The organism is Bradyrhizobium ferriligni (genome assembly GCF_056837965.1).
In genome coordinates, this window is the sequence record NZ_JBXEJO010000040.1 from 53,082 (window position 1) to 67,058 (window position 13,977).

General features: G+C 64.0%; 11 protein-coding genes. 5 read left to right on the forward strand and 6 right to left on the reverse strand.

The annotated features are described in order from the left end of the window. Nucleotides 1–150 precede the first annotated feature (150 nt). Entirely contained in the window at nucleotides 151–2,658 is a 2,508-nt protein-coding gene (locus AC1VNY_RS23710) for an arylsulfatase (protein ID WP_482406981.1), read from the forward strand. Nucleotides 2,659–2,873: 215 nt separating this feature from the next. Here AC1VNY_RS23710 and AC1VNY_RS23715 read toward each other — a convergent pair whose 3' ends face one another. Continuing rightward, nucleotides 2,874–3,137: a GlsB/YeaQ/YmgE family stress response membrane protein gene (locus AC1VNY_RS23715; protein ID WP_461192068.1), complete on the reverse strand. Its 264-nt coding sequence runs from the start codon at nucleotides 3,135–3,137 to the stop codon at nucleotides 2,874–2,876. A 175-nt stretch (nucleotides 3,138–3,312) separates the two neighbouring features. Between AC1VNY_RS23715 and AC1VNY_RS23720 the strand changes: the two genes are divergently transcribed. Next, entirely contained in the window at nucleotides 3,313–4,218 is a 906-nt protein-coding gene (locus AC1VNY_RS23720) for a transglutaminase family protein (protein WP_482406982.1), read from the forward strand. 62 nt (nucleotides 4,219–4,280) lie between these two features. Here AC1VNY_RS23720 and AC1VNY_RS23725 read toward each other — a convergent pair whose 3' ends face one another. Further along, the gene (locus AC1VNY_RS23725; protein WP_482406983.1) at nucleotides 4,281–4,997 is read right to left on the reverse strand and encodes an alpha/beta fold hydrolase; all 717 of its coding nucleotides are present in this window, start codon (nucleotides 4,995–4,997) and stop codon (nucleotides 4,281–4,283) included. A gap of 105 nt (nucleotides 4,998–5,102) precedes the next feature. On the opposite strand from AC1VNY_RS23725, the gene AC1VNY_RS23730 reads away from it, so the two are divergent. Next, the gene (locus AC1VNY_RS23730) at nucleotides 5,103–5,846 is read left to right on the forward strand and encodes a sulfite exporter TauE/SafE family protein (protein WP_038383074.1); all 744 of its coding nucleotides are present in this window, start codon (nucleotides 5,103–5,105) and stop codon (nucleotides 5,844–5,846) included. A 66-nt stretch (nucleotides 5,847–5,912) separates the two neighbouring features. Here the strand turns inward: AC1VNY_RS23730 and AC1VNY_RS23735 are convergent, their stop codons facing one another. The 4 genes from AC1VNY_RS23735 to AC1VNY_RS23750 form a co-directional block, all read right to left on the reverse strand. Next, nucleotides 5,913–7,712 carry an ABC transporter ATP-binding protein gene (locus AC1VNY_RS23735; RefSeq protein WP_482406984.1) on the reverse strand — a complete coding sequence of 600 codons (1,800 nt, stop codon included), beginning with the start codon at nucleotides 7,710–7,712 and terminating at the stop codon, nucleotides 5,913–5,915. 512 nt (nucleotides 7,713–8,224) lie between these two features. Beyond that, nucleotides 8,225–8,758: an REP-associated tyrosine transposase gene (locus tag AC1VNY_RS23740; RefSeq protein WP_482406985.1), complete on the reverse strand. Its 534-nt coding sequence runs from the start codon at nucleotides 8,756–8,758 to the stop codon at nucleotides 8,225–8,227. A 231-nt stretch (nucleotides 8,759–8,989) separates the two neighbouring features. Next, the gene (locus tag AC1VNY_RS23745; RefSeq protein ID WP_482406986.1) at nucleotides 8,990–10,579 is read right to left on the reverse strand and encodes a DHA2 family efflux MFS transporter permease subunit; all 1,590 of its coding nucleotides are present in this window, start codon (nucleotides 10,577–10,579) and stop codon (nucleotides 8,990–8,992) included. Nucleotides 10,580–10,626: 47 nt separating this feature from the next. Then, a complete protein-coding gene (locus tag AC1VNY_RS23750) occupies nucleotides 10,627–11,913 on the reverse strand; it encodes an HlyD family secretion protein (protein ID WP_482406987.1) in 1,287 nt (428 codons plus the stop codon). 187 nt (nucleotides 11,914–12,100) lie between these two features. Between AC1VNY_RS23750 and AC1VNY_RS23755 the strand changes: the two genes are divergently transcribed. After that, nucleotides 12,101–12,745 carry a TetR/AcrR family transcriptional regulator gene (locus tag AC1VNY_RS23755; protein ID WP_482406988.1) on the forward strand — a complete coding sequence of 215 codons (645 nt, stop codon included), beginning with the start codon at nucleotides 12,101–12,103 and terminating at the stop codon, nucleotides 12,743–12,745. Between the two features lie 137 nt (nucleotides 12,746–12,882). Beyond that, on the forward strand, nucleotides 12,883–13,953 hold the full coding sequence (locus AC1VNY_RS23760) for a helix-turn-helix transcriptional regulator (RefSeq protein WP_482406989.1): 1,071 nt from the start codon (nucleotides 12,883–12,885) through the stop codon (nucleotides 13,951–13,953). Nucleotides 13,954–13,977: the final 24 nt, after the last annotated feature.

Consider the following 13,977-nt stretch of genomic DNA (forward strand, 5'->3'; position numbering starts at 1 on the left):
GCGCGGCGTTTCACTGGCATTGGTCAATGCCGCTGACCTGGTCGGGATCGCTCCAATCCTCGCCCGCGCTTTCCGGCTTGATGTACATCAATGTTCCCGCCGGCATGACAGGCGACGCTGCCCATATTTTTTTATTTTGGGAGCGTCGCCATGCATTGCCCGAAAGCTGTGTCGGCTCTTACCCTTGGATTGCTCATCTCCACTTCGGCGCTAGCCCAGCAAAACACCGCTGCGCCCGGCTCGCCCAGCGCCACGACAGCAATCGACGGAAGGCAGCTTCCGCCACCCGATCCCAAGTTCGGCGGCGTTATCAAGGACGGCGCCCTGCAATCGAAACCCTGGTGGCCGTCGCGTGTCGTCCCGCCGAAGGACGCACCGAACGTGCTCCTGATCATCACCGACGACGCCGGTTTCGGCGTACCGAGCACCTTTGGCGGCGTCATCCCGACGCCGTCGATGGACCGCATCGCCAATGAGGGCCTGCGCTACAACCGCGTCTTCTCCACCGCCCTATGCTCGCCGACCCGCGCGGCTCTGATCACCGGACGCAATCACCATTCCGCCGGCTTCGGCGTAATCTCGGAGCAGTCGACTGGCTTCCCGGGTTACAACAGCATCATTGGCAAGGACAAGGCGACGATCGGACGGATCCTGCTCGACAATGGCTACGGCACGTCCTGGTTCGGCAAGGACCACAACACGCCGGTCTACACGGCGAGCCAGGTCGGCCCGTTCGACCAATGGCCGATCGGCATGGGCTTCGAGTATTTCTATGGCTTCGTCGGCGGCGACGCCAACCAGTGGGAGCCAAATCTCTTCCGCAACACGACGCAGATCTATCCGTTCCAGGGCAAGCCCCCGGGCACCTGGAACCTCGTCACCGCGATGGCGGACGACGCCATCGATTGGATGACACGGATGCACCAGACCGATCCGTCGAAGCCGCTCTTCATCAAATATGCGCCGGGCGCGACGCATGCGCCGCATCACCCGACCAAGGAGTGGGTGGACAAGATCAGCGCGATGCACCTGTTCGACGACGGCTACGAGAAGGTGCGCGAGCGCATCCTGGAGAACCAGAAGCGGCTCGGCGTGGTTCCGAAGGACACCAAGCTGGCACCATGGCCCAAGGAAATGCTGAAGCCGTGGGACCAGCTTAGCGCCGACGAGAAGAAACTCTTCCTCCGCCAGGTCGAGGTCTACGCCGCCTACCCGGCCTACAGCGACCACGAGATTGGCCGCGTGATCCAGCATTTCCAGGAACTTGGCCGGCTCGACAACACGCTCGTCATCTACATCAACGGCGACAACGGCACCAGTGCCGAGGGCGGTCCGCTCGGCACGCCCAACGAAGTGGCATTCTTCAATGGCCTCAATGAACTCCCGGTCGACGTACAGATGAAGTACTACGATGTCTGGGGCACCGAGCAGACGTACAACCACATGTCTGCCGGCTGGTCGTGGGCGTTTGATACTCCGTTCGACTGGTTCAAGCAGAACGCCTCGCGGCTCGGCGGTATCAACCAGAACATGGTGGTGTCATGGCCGGCCCGCATTAAGGACAAGGGCGCTTTGCGCGAGCAGTTTGTCCACATGATCGACGTCGTGCCGACGATCCTCGAAGCCGCCAGTATCCGACCGCCGGAAATGGTGGACGGCATCAAGCAGGCGCCGATCGAAGGCACAAGCTTTGCCTACACCTTCGACGCGGCGAACGCCAAGATCGCGTCCCGCCACAAGACCCAGTACTTCGAGATGTTCGGCCAATGGGCGCTCTATGACGACGGTTGGATGCTGTCCACCAAGGTCAACCGTGCGCCGTGGGAGGCGTTCGGTCCGGCGAACCCGGATCCGCTCAACAACCAGGTCTTCCAGCTCTACAACCTGAACAAGGACTTCAGCCAGACCGACGACATCGCGGCGCAGAACCCGCAAAAGGTAAAGGGGATGCGGCAGAAGTTCGTTGCGGAAGCCAAGAAGTACCAGGTCTTCCCGATGGATGCGTCGGTCGCGGCGCGCATGATCGCGCCGCGCCCGAACATCACAGCGGGCCGCAAGGAATTCGTGTACACGCGGCCGATGACGGGATTGCCGCAGGGTGACTCGCCCCTGCTGCTCAACGCCTCCTACACGATCACCGCCGACATCGACGTGCCGCAAGGCGGCGCCGAGGGCATGATCCTGACCTCCGGAGGCCGCTTCGCCGGCTATGGCTTCTACCTGCTGCAGGGCAAGCCTGTGTTCCTATGGAACATGGTCGACCTCGAACGCATCAAATGGGAAGGTCCGGATGCACTGTCGCCAGGCCGACACACGGTCGAGTTTGATTTCAAATACGAAGGCATCGGTGCTGGCACGCTGCAGTACAACAATTTCAGCGGCCTGGCACAGCCCGGCACCGGCACGCTGAAGGTAGACGGCAAGGAAGTCGCCACGAAGCGAATGCAGAAGACCCTGCCGATGATCCTGCAATGGGATGAGAGCTTCGACGTCGGCTCCGACACGCTCACCGGCGTGAACGACGCAGACTACAAGCCGCCGTTCCCGCTGACCGCCAAGCTCAATAAGTTGACGATCAAGGTCGATCGTCCGCAACTCACGCCCGCGGACATCAAGAAACTGCAGGCGACGATGCAGGAAAAGGCCAGCGCCGACTGATCGCACGGCATGCGTGCGGGCCACGCCAGATGGCGGAGAGCCCGCACCTGCAGTCCATGGCGCGACCGCGGATCTGACCGAACGAGAAGTCGCCTCCCATCATCAACGGCCGCCGAACAGCGCCGCCGGCGCGGACGGCTTCGCCAATTCGCTCATCACAAAACGATCGGGTGCATTTGCGCGATCGCGCTCGCCGTCGGCAACGCTGGTCGCAATCAAGCACGCCCTTCGCGGCCCGTGAAAAGCCCGTATGCAAAAAGCAGGATGACTGCGCCGACGACACTGCCGATGAAGCCTGCACCCTCCCCGAACCGATACCATCCCACCGCTTGACCGAGATAGGTCGCGACGAACGCGCCGACGATTCCCAAGACCGTGGTCAGAATGAATCCCGTGGGCTCGGATTTGTTGCCGGGCATGATGAACTTCGCGATTACTCCTACGATAAATCCAATGATGATCGTCCAGAGGATGCCCATTTCCATCGCTCCATTCGGTTAATTCGCGCATCCACGCCCAAAACGAACCCGCGACCATTGAGATAGATCAACGTTCTCCCGGCCCAACCCATTGTATCCCGCAGCGGAGGCGGACTTGACATGACTTGGCGTGGCGCGGCCGCCGTGCTGCACACGTCGCTAAGCGGACCAGGGCATGGCGATCATTGGCGAAATCACGCACACCACGACCTACCGCTATACAAAGCCGGTCACGTTCGGGACGCATCGGGCGATGTTCCTGCCGCGGCGTGGCGCCTCAACCCGCCTTCTCAGCTGGTCCGCACGCACGAGCGTGCCGTCGAAGGTGCACTGGGTCACCGACTCCCGCTCCAATGCCGTCACGGTGATTGAATTCAACGCACCGGGCAGCGAGCTGACATTCACGTTCAAGGTTCGCGGCATCTATTTCGGCATCAAGGGGATCGAGGCGTTTCCGCTGGAGTCCCGGGCTGACGAAGTCCCCGTGCAGTATACCCCGGACGAATGGTCAGACCTTTCCGGTTACCTGCGTCCGCACACCGAAGATCCGGACGGGAGCCTTGCGGCGTGGACCAAAAGCTTCGTTGCCGGCGATCAGGATGGCACCATTGACGTGCTGCACCGGATGCTGGAGACGTTTCGCAGCGGGTTCAGCTATCGCGGGAGAGATGCGGAAGGCACCCAATCTCCGAACGAGACGCTACGCACCAAATCGGGCACCTGCCGGGACTTTGCCTGGCTGATGATCGAGACGCTGCGCCGGCTCGGCTTCGCATCCCGCTTCGTCAGCGGCTATCTGTACGACGCGGCGCTCGATGGCGGCGACGTGGGGATGACCGGCTCCGGCGCGACGCACGCATGGGTGCAGGTGTTCCTTCCCGGCGCCGGCTGGCTCGATTATGACCCGACCAACTGCCTCAGCAGCGGCTTTGACCTCATCCCGGTGGCCATTGCGCGGCATCCGGGCCAGGCTGTTCCGCTGGCCGGCTCGTGGTTCGGCGATCCCGCCGATTACCTCGGCATGTCGATCAATGTCGCAGTCCACAAGATCGGCGAAGTGCACGATCCTTCGGAAGGATAGCTGGAAATCGCCGCGCTACCCGCGACGCCTCGATGCTGCGCGTTGTACGGTACGACGGCTCATCACGAGACGATCTCCTGCAGCATCGCCATCAGCGCCTCCGGCGCGGTGACGTTCGGCGAATGGCTGGCGTCGATCTCGAAATAGCGCCAGCCGGCTTCGTTCTTGATGCGGTTGGCGAACTGGCGGAACGTGTCGGCCTGCGTGGCGCGGGTGGCGTAGATGTAGCTGCGCGGCAGGTTCGTCTCGCCGTGCTTCAATCTCAATTTCTGCTCGAAGCATTTGAGCGGCATGTCGACGCGCCGCGCGCTCAGCCATGCGACGTCGGAGGCGGACGTGTCCGGCGGCACCGGCATCGGCGGAATACGCCAGCCGTCGCCGTCGCTCGCGAGCTCACGCATGGTCTCGATGGCCCCTTCGTTGAGATCGAACAGCGACTGGCCGTCGCGCGGCACGAAGGCGTCGAGATAGATCATCTGCGCGACGCGCTCGCGCACCCGGTCGGCGACGCCGGTCGCGACCATGCCGCCATAGGAGTGCCCGATCAGCACGATGTCGTGCAGGTCTTCGTAACTGATGACGCTGAGCACATCCTGGATATGCGCTTCGAGGTTCAGTCCTTGATGCGCAAGGTGCGCGCGCTCGCCGAGCCCGGTGTAGCTCGGCGTGACCAGCCGCTGCCCGGCGGCCTGCATCAGGGGATGCATCTTCTTCCATGCCCAGCCTGCCGACCAGGCGCCGTGACAGACCAGAAAGGTTTTTTGCGAGTTCGCAGTCATGGGATGCTTCCGTTCCGATTATCGTTGATGAGCCGGGATTTTGAAGTGTACCGACAGCTGGCGTCGTGTAAACGTCCCGGCAACGATCATAAGAACGAGATGAGGATGACCCCGGCAAGCTATGCGATCCTGTTCTTCGGCGCGCTTGCCGGCGGTTTCGTCTCCGGCCTTGCCGGCTTCGGCACGGCGCTGATGGCGCTCGGCATCTGGCTCTATGTGCTGCCGCCGACACTCGCGGTGCCGCTGGTGCTGGTCTGCTCGGTCATCGCGCAGCTCTCGACGCTGCCGTCGATCTGGAAGAGCATCGATTTCCGCCTGGTCTGGCCGTTCGTCATCGCAGGCCTCGCGGGCGTGCCGATCGGCATCCTGCTGATCGCGCAGGCAGACCCCGAGGTCTTCAAGCTGACGATCGGCGTCTTCCTGCTGGTGTTTCCGACCGCGTTGTTCCTGCAACGCAAGCCGATGTCGATCGCCTTCGGCGGCAAATGGGCCGACGGCGCGATCGGATTTGCCGGCGGCATCCTCGGCGGCCTCGCCGGACTGTCCGGCCCGCTGCCGATCCTGTGGGCCAGCGTGCGCGGCTGGGGCAAGCAGCAGCGCCGCGGCGTGTTCCAGATCTTCAACTTCACGATCCTGGCGGCCGCGCTTTGCGTGCAGATCGCAAGCGGCCTGGTGAAGCCCGAGCTGATCTGGCTGGTGGCGTGCGCGTTTCCGGGGACGCTGCTCGGCGCCTGGCTCGGCGCGCGGCTCTATCACGCGCTCAGCGACCGCAATTTCTCCGACGTCGTGCTGCTGCTGCTGTTCCTGTCCGGCGTCGCGCTGGTGTGGAACGGGCTGGCGCCGAAATAGCGCGGGCGATGCGAGAGCGTCGGTTCTGATCCAATCAGAACCGACGCTCCAGCCACGCGCCGTCGCTCACTCAGCCGCGACCTGGCCGAACTCGGTCGCCTGACGCTCGAACAGGCCGCGATAGATGCCGCCGGGACGCGCCGCCAGCACCTCATGCGTGCCCTGCTCGACGATCTCGCCGCGGTCGAACACCAGGATGCGATCCATGCTGCGCACCGTGGAGAGACGGTGCGCGATCACGATCGAGGTCCGCCCCTTCATCAGCCGTTCCATCGCCTGCTGGATCAGCGCCTCGGATTCCGAATCGAGGCTCGAGGTCGCCTCGTCCAGGATCAGAATCGGCGCATCCGCCAGGAAGGCGCGCGCCAGCGCCACGCGTTGCCGCTCGCCGCCCGACAGCTTGACGCCGCGCTCGCCCACCAGCGTGCCGTAGCCCTTCGGCAGCCGCATGATGAAGTCGTGCGCATTGGCAAGCCGCGCCGCCTGCTCGATCGCCTCCATGCCGGCGCCCGGCCGGCCATAGGCGATGTTCTCCGCCAGCGTGCGGTGGAACAGGATCGGCTCCTGCTGCACGATCGCGATCTGGCTGCGCAGCGATTGCTGCGTCGCCCTGGCGATGTCCTGACCGTCGATCAGGATCCGGCCAGCGGAGACGTCGTAGAGCCGCTGCACCAGCTTGACGAAGGTCGTCTTGCCGGAGCCGGACCGCCCGACCAGGCCGACCCGCTCGCCGGCGTCGATGTCGACCGACAGCCCGTCATAGAGCGGCCGGCGATGGCCGCCATAGTGGAACGTGACGTCGTCGAACACGATGCGGCCGCCCTGGATGTCGATCGTCCCAGCGTCATCCGCATCGACAATGCCGAGCGGCTCGCCATGGATCTGCACCAGTTCCTCCATGTCGTTCACCGAACGCTGCAGGTTGTTGATGTGCATGCCGACATCCCGCAGATAGGCGTGGATGATGTAGTAGCTGGTCAGCACATAGGTGACGTCGCCCGGCGTGGCGCGGCCCTGCGCCCACAGCAGGATCGCACCGCCGATCACCGAGGCGCGGAAGCACAGCAGCACCACGAGCTGCGCCGTCGAGGTGTGGTTGTAGCGGAACCAGGTCCGCCGTACCCGCCGGCGCCAGCGGCTGATGACGCCATCGAGCCGCATGTCCTCGCGCGTCTCCGCGCCGAACGACTTCACCACCGCGTTGCAGGTCAAGGCGTCGGCCAGCGTGCCGCCGACCTTGGTGTCCCACGCATTGGAAACGCGCGCGGCAGGCGCCACATAGCGCACCTGGAATACCATGGTCATCGCGACATAGATCACCGAGCCGACCGCGATCACCGCGCCGAGCTGCGGCCAATGCACGCCGAGCAGGATCATCGAGCCGACCAGCACCACGGCCGACGGCAGCAGCGCCATCAGGATGGTGTCGTTCAACAAATCGAGCGCCCACATGCCGCGCGTGATCTTGCGCACGGTGGACCCGGCGAACGAATTGGCGTGCCAGTCGGTCGAGAAGCGCTGCACCCGCATGAAGGCCTGCTGCCCGACATCGGACATCGTCTTCAGCGTGAACGGCACGATGGTCTGGATGCCGACCAGGCGCAACACCAGCGACAGCGCGCCGAGGCCGACGATAGCGCCGAACGCCAGCATCGCCGCATGGCGCGCGGCGGCATCGGTGGCGCCCGCGGTCAGCGCGTCGACCAGATGGCCGGAAAACACCGGCATGAACAGGTCGGCCGCGGTTGCGCCGAGGAATCCCGCCGTCACCGCGGAGGCACGGAGCGGCTGTTCCAGCCAATGGCGGAAGACAAAGGGAAGCACGATCCGGATCGCGGCCGGCCGCTTGGTCGTCAGAGAGGTCATGGCACATTCCGGCCACGCTTTTGCAGCGCGAGCCGGCTCCATCTGAGGCGACGTGCGGGCGGAATCCGGCCGCGAGCGCCGCTGGAAATTGTCGATAAATCGTTGGGAAGTTTTGATGATCGGGGATCAGGCCCGATCAGCGCCGGGAGCTAACGCGTAAAGGCGTCCAGCACCGTCGAACGCGGGCGCGCGATCTGCGAAATAAGCGACTTCATGCGCATCTCCCCGGTTCGAGTAAGGAAGCGCTGCTTATAAATGCATCACGCGCGATTGGCAAGGTAACTTCGGCGTGAGTGCGTCAATCTGTCGACGATATCAGCTATTCACGCGACCGGGCGCAGCCCGCGCGCCGATGAGATGCACTCAGCCCGCGACAGCGGCACACTTTCGTAGCCCGGATGAGCGAAGCGATATCCGGGGACGCCGGCCATCGCTCAGTGATGAACTGCTGAGATCGGTCCCGCATGTCGCTCCGCTCATGCGGGCTACGAATGAAGATCCGCCAACCCTTCTCACTCGGGATGTTCTCCAAAGCTTCCGCCCTCTCCCGCATCACCCGCCCAGTCGATTGGCAACACGCCCTCCCTCACATAACGATGAAACGAGGAATGCGGCCAATCGCACACGCGCCGGACCAAGCCATGTTTGACGGGGTTGAAATGGATGTAATCGACGTGCCGCGCGAAGTCATCTTCGTCACGGATTGTGTGCTCCCAAAACCGCCGCTGCCAAAGCGCCAGATCGCCATTCGATCGACGCTTCAGCTCTATTGAGGCAGCAAGCAACCGGCTGCTGAAGTGTCCTTTAATCCGACGCCAGCGACCTGCGAAATCGGAATCGCCTTGCGGCAGTGTAAGGATCGCGTGGAGGTGATCGGGGAGCACCACCACCGCGTCGACCTCAAATGGCCGCTCGCGACGCGCTATGCTGAAAGCCTTCCGAAGCGTCGCAATATGATCAATCAGCAGTCGCGATCGCCGATCTGCAAGTGTGACCGTGAAGAAGAACGTTCCGCCTGGGAGGAAGTTACGTCGGTATCTGACCATGCCTCGCGACCCGCAGCGTCCCGCATATCGCTTCGCTCATGCGGGCTACGAAGTCAGATCATTGCAGATAATCAGATGCACGCGCAATGGATCGACGCCCAGACCTCGATTCTTCGTAGCCCGGATGAGCGAAGCGATATCCGGGGGCGCGTCACGTTCAGTGATGAACTGCTGAGATCGGTCCCGCATGTCGCTTCGCTCATGCGGGCTACGAAGAACAAATGACGCCACCTAATGCGCGTCGCCGCTGCTCGCGGTCATCGACGGCGGCTTGTTAACGAACAGCACCAGAAGGCTGAGCGCGACATAGAATAGCGACAGCATGAAGAAGGCGTCGCCATAGCCCATCACCGCGGCCTGGCGGTGCACGATCTGCGAGAGCTGCTTCATCGCCATGACGGCGGAATCGCCCATGCCCTGCATGCGCTGGGTGAACATGTTGAGGGTCTCGACCGCTGTGGTGTTGCCCCAGGTCACGCGGTCATGCAGCCGCGAGATGTGCAGATCGGTGCGGTCGTTGAGCACCTGGTTGATGACGGCGAGCCCGACCGCGCCGCCGAGGTTGCGCATCAGGTTGAACAGGCCGGAGGCGTTCTTGACGCGATCCTGCGGCAATGTCGCGAGCGCGATGTTGTTGGTCGGCACCATCGCGCACATCATGCCGATGCCGCGCAGGATCTGCGGCAGCAGCAGCTCGTAGAAATCATAGTCGCGGGTGATCCAGGTCATCTGCCAGGAGCCGAGCGCGAAGGTGACGAGTCCGAAGGCGATGATGTAGCGCAAATCGACCTTCTGCATCAGCCGCCCGACCACGGGCGCCATGAAGAACATGGTGACGCCGGAGACGAACATGGTCTCGCCGATCATCAGCGCGCTGTAGCCGCGGATCTCGGCGAGATAGCGCGGATAGACGTAAGTCAGGCCGTAGAGCCCGATGCCGATGCAGAACTGCAGCACGCAGCCGACCGCGAAGTTGCGGTTGGAGAAGGCGTAGAGATCGACGATCGGCTCCTCCGCGGTCAGGACGCGCCAGAAGAACGCGACCGCCGAGACGAAGCCGATCGCGGCGCAGACCGCGACCGATGTGTCCTGCAGCCACTCATATTGCGGACCTTCCTCCAGCACATATTCGAGCGAGCCGAGGAAGCCGGCCATGAAGATCAGGCCCCACCAGTCGAAGCGCTCGAGCAGCGCGAAGTTCGGCTGGTCGAAATCGACCAGTGCCAGCACGCCTGCCGTGATGATGACGCCAGGCACGATGTTGATGAAGAACAGCCAGTGCCACGACATCAGATCGGTGATGTAGCCGCCGACCGTCGGTCCAACCGTCGGCGCCAGCGTCGCGACGAGGCCGATGATCGGCGCCACGATGTGGAACTTGGTGCGCGGGAAGATCGTGTAGGCCGAGGCGAACACCGTCGGGATCATGCCGGCGCCGAGAAAGCCCTGCAGCGCGCGCCACAGGATCATCTGCTCGATCGAGGAGGCGAAGCCGCACAGCAGGCTCGAGGCGGTGAAGCCGAACGCCGAGATCGCAAACAACAGCCTTGTGCCGAGCGCGCGCGACAGGAATCCGGACAAGGGAATCGCGATCACTTCGGCGATCAGATAGGCGGTCTGCACCCACGACACTTCGGTCGAACTCGCCGACAGGCCGGCCTGGATCTCGGACAGCGAGGCCGAGACGATCTGGATGTCCAGGATCGACATGAACATGCCGAACACCATGATGATGAAGGCAACCACCCGTTTCGGCTGGAGGCGCTCCGACTCCGAGGCGCCGGTCATCATCGAGGGCGAAGCAGTGGTCGTATCAGCCATGGGCTCATCGGCTCCGAGCCTCGGACTCTGTCCGAAGCTTCAAGACATCACTGCGGATGGATCATCATCGGCGCGTCGAGATCGGTTTCGGCATCGGCGTCCGCCGCGCCCTCGCGGGTGTCGACGGTGGTGTAGACCGACATGCCGGCGCGCAAGAGGCCCTGCCTGGCGACGCTGGCAGGCACGCGGATGCGGACCGGCAGGCGCTGCACGATCTTGGTGAAGTTGCCGGTGGCGTTGTCGGGTGGCAGCAGCGTGAACACCGAGCCTGCCGCCGGCGAAATGCTGTCGACGAGGCCGGTGAACTTGCGGAAGCCGTAGGCGTCGACCTTGATCGTCACGCGCTGCCCGGTGCGGATGCGCTTGAGCTGAGTCTCTTTATAGTTGGCGTCGATGTAGACGCCTTCGAGCGGCACCACGTTGCCGAGCCGCTGACCGACATTGATATAGTCGCCGGTGTTGACCAGGCGGTTGGAGAAGGTGCCGTCGACCGGCGCACGGACATTGGTGAATTCGAGATCGCGCTCGGCCTTGGCGAGCTGGGTCTGCAGTTCGGCGAGCTGGGCGCGGGCCTCGGCCTGCTGCGCCTTGGTCACCTCGACATTGTCCTTGGCAGCATCATAGGCCGCCTGCGCGGATCGCACGCTGGCCGCGCCCTGGTCGCGGCCGGCCTCCGAGACTTCAAAAGTAGCACGCGAAGCAAAACCCTTGGTGCTGAGCGCCTGCTGGCGATCGAAATCGAGATCGGCGCGCTTCAGGCCGGCTTGCGCCGACACAAGTTGCGCCTGCGCCTGCTCGACCGAACTCGCCGCCGCCGCAACCTGGCGGCCGATGCGCTCGATCGTCGCCTGCTGGGTCGCGATCCGGGTGCGGGCGGCGTCGACCGCGATACGGTAGTCGCCGTCATCGATCCGGAAGATCACGTCGCCCGCGCGCACCAGTGCGTTGTCGCCGGGCAGGATCGCCGCGATATGGCCCGCGACGCGCGCGCCGAGCATGGAGTTGTTGGCGCGGACATAGGCATCGTCGGTCGAGACGTAGAAGCGCCCGACCATCAGGTAATAGGCGGCATAGCTTGCGGCGGCGAGCGCGAGCAAGCCGACCACGCCCATCATCACGAATTTGCGCTTGCCGGATTTCGGCGCCGGCGCCGCAGCGGGCGAAGCCGCCGGCCGCTCGGGCGCGGAAGCGGGCGGCGCCTCCGCGGGACGCTTGGCTTCATCAGCACGGCTCTGCTCGCCGAGATCGGCGGATGCATCGCGCGCGATCGCGTCCTCGGCCATCTCAGGCTCGGAACGAACAATGCGTGCAGCCTGATCCCGTGCTGCGGCCATAGCCGAGGCTCCCCACAAAAATTCTTGACGCGCGCGATGGCGGAATAAGGGCCGTGCGGCGCATCGTCACTCCCAAGATACCATTGACCGAACGGTTCGGTCAATCTATATTCCGCCCGTAGATTATAAAGCTTCGATTCTTCCTTTTCCTACTCTGGGTTGAGTTCTTTCCTGAGAAGCTAAATCAATGGTTGCAGCGCCCCGAACCTCCCTCCAGACCGTCGGCGAGGAGGAATCGTCGAAACGCCGCCAGATCCTGGACGGCGCCCGCAAGGTCTTCCTCGAGCTCGGCTTTGACGGCGCGAGCATGGGCGAGATCGCGCGCGCTGCCGGCGTCTCCAAGGGCACGCTCTATGTCTATTTCCCCGACAAGGCCGGATTGTTCGCGGCGATCGTCGAGGAGGAAAAGCTCGAGCAGGGCAAGGTCGTCTTCAATTTCGATCCGGCCCGCGACGTCGACACCACCCTTCCCGAATTCGGCCGCGCCTATGTCGCGGTGTTGTGCCGGCCCGGCGGCGGCTCGGCGATCCGCACCGTGATGGCGATCGCCGAGCGGATGCCCGAGCTCGGTAGCCGGTTCTACACCCACGTCATCGCCCACACCGTCGACCGCTTCGCCGCCTATCTCGAGGCGCGCGCCGCGCTCGGCGAGCTCGTGATCGACGACTACCAGCTCGCGGCCTGGCAGTTCATGCAGATGTGCCAGGCGACGCTGTTTCAGGCGTTCATCTTCCAGGCCAGGCCGTCGCCCTCACCGGAGCGGATCGCAACCGTCGTCGACAGCGCGACGCGCGTGTTCTTCGCGGCGTATCGGCCGAAGCAGGCGGATTGATCCCCGCCGTCGCAAGACCGGCGAGTGACGATCCAATCCGACTATTTCTTTTGGAAGGACCGCAACTTGGCGCTTGTCGCGCGACGCCACCTCGCGCGACAATTCCCTGCATGAACGGGGATATCGACCCAGATCAAATGTCCAGCGTGATGGCGCGGCTGGGGGACGCGGTGGTCGACCCGACAGCGTGGACCGACATCATGACGTCGATCTGCGAAGCGGTGGGCGCAACCGGCGCCGTGCTGCTGCAAAGCGACGTGCGGACCCCGGACGTGCCGCGCACGGCGTCGACCGAAGAGATGGTGCAGCTCTACTTCGCACACAACTGGCATGAGCAGGACTCTCGCGCTCCAGGCGTTCCGCGAGCAATGGCCGGCGAAGTGATCACCGATCAGGACTTGCTGACGCCCGAGCAGATCCGGTCGGATCCGATGTACAATGAGGTGCTGTATCCGTTCGGCTTCAAATGGTTCGCCGGCATCGGCTTCTGGGCCGACAGCGCACCGTGGGTGCTGACGTTGCAGCGCACCGGACAGGAGGGACTTTTCGAGACACGCGAGACGCGGCTACTGGCGCAACTGGGGCCGCGCCTGACGGAGACAGCGACACTGTCGACCGTGGTCGGCCGCATCGCGCTCGCCTCCATGACCGGTATCCTCGATCGGGTGCGGCAGCCGGCCGCCGTACTCGACCGTGCCGGCCTCGTGATCGATCACAACGCAGCCGCCGATGCCGGCTTCGATGCGGACATCAGGATCAGGGATCGCCGGCTGATCGTGCGCGACAGAGCGGCACAGGCGCGGTTTGATCAAGTCGTCGATCTGATCCGCGCCGCACCCGAGCGCGCGGCGCTGCCAATCGAGCCAATCCTGATCCGCCGTACGCACAAGGGTCCGGTGGTCTTGCGCGTGTTGCCGGTCGACGGTGCGGCACGCAACGTCTTCCTCGGCGCGCGGGCGATGCTGGTCTTCGTCAATCTGACGCCACGCGCGATGCCCGAGCCCGGCTTGATCGCGCAGGCATTCGACCTCACGCCGGCAGAAGCGCGGCTGGTGGCGCTGCTCGCGGGCGGCCTCTCGATCGCCGACGCGGCCGAACGGCTCGGGATCGTTCGTGACACGGCACGCAACCAGTTGAAGTCGGCCTTCGCCAAAACCGGCACGCACCGCCAGCCCGAACTGGTCAGCCTCGTCCTGCAGATCGCCTGAGCATGGCGCCGCACCTTGCGCGGT

What these genes read in the sequence shown, in the direction of transcription:
- AC1VNY_RS23725 (WP_482406983.1), bottom strand. Translation starts at nt 4,997, where the DNA reads ATGACTGCGAACTCGCAAAAAACCTTTCTGGTCTGTCACGGCGCCTGG.
- AC1VNY_RS23735 (WP_482406984.1), bottom strand. Translation starts at nt 7,712, where the DNA reads ATGACCTCTCTGACGACCAAGCGGCCGGCCGCGATCCGGATCGTGCTT.
- AC1VNY_RS23750 (WP_482406987.1), bottom strand. Translation starts at nt 11,913, where the DNA reads ATGGCCGCAGCACGGGATCAGGCTGCACGCATTGTTCGTTCCGAGCCT.
- AC1VNY_RS23755 (WP_482406988.1), top strand. Translation starts at nt 12,101, where the DNA reads ATGGTTGCAGCGCCCCGAACCTCCCTCCAGACCGTCGGCGAGGAGGAA.
- AC1VNY_RS23710 (WP_482406981.1), top strand. Translation starts at nt 151, where the DNA reads ATGCATTGCCCGAAAGCTGTGTCGGCTCTTACCCTTGGATTGCTCATC.
- AC1VNY_RS23720 (WP_482406982.1), top strand. Translation starts at nt 3,313, where the DNA reads ATGGCGATCATTGGCGAAATCACGCACACCACGACCTACCGCTATACA.
- AC1VNY_RS23760 (WP_482406989.1), top strand. Translation starts at nt 12,883, where the DNA reads ATGTCCAGCGTGATGGCGCGGCTGGGGGACGCGGTGGTCGACCCGACA.
- AC1VNY_RS23715 (WP_461192068.1), bottom strand. Translation starts at nt 3,137, where the DNA reads ATGGGCATCCTCTGGACGATCATCATTGGATTTATCGTAGGAGTAATC.
- AC1VNY_RS23740 (WP_482406985.1), bottom strand. Translation starts at nt 8,758, where the DNA reads ATGGTCAGATACCGACGTAACTTCCTCCCAGGCGGAACGTTCTTCTTC.
- AC1VNY_RS23745 (WP_482406986.1), bottom strand. Translation starts at nt 10,579, where the DNA reads ATGGCTGATACGACCACTGCTTCGCCCTCGATGATGACCGGCGCCTCG.
- AC1VNY_RS23730 (WP_038383074.1), top strand. Translation starts at nt 5,103, where the DNA reads ATGACCCCGGCAAGCTATGCGATCCTGTTCTTCGGCGCGCTTGCCGGC.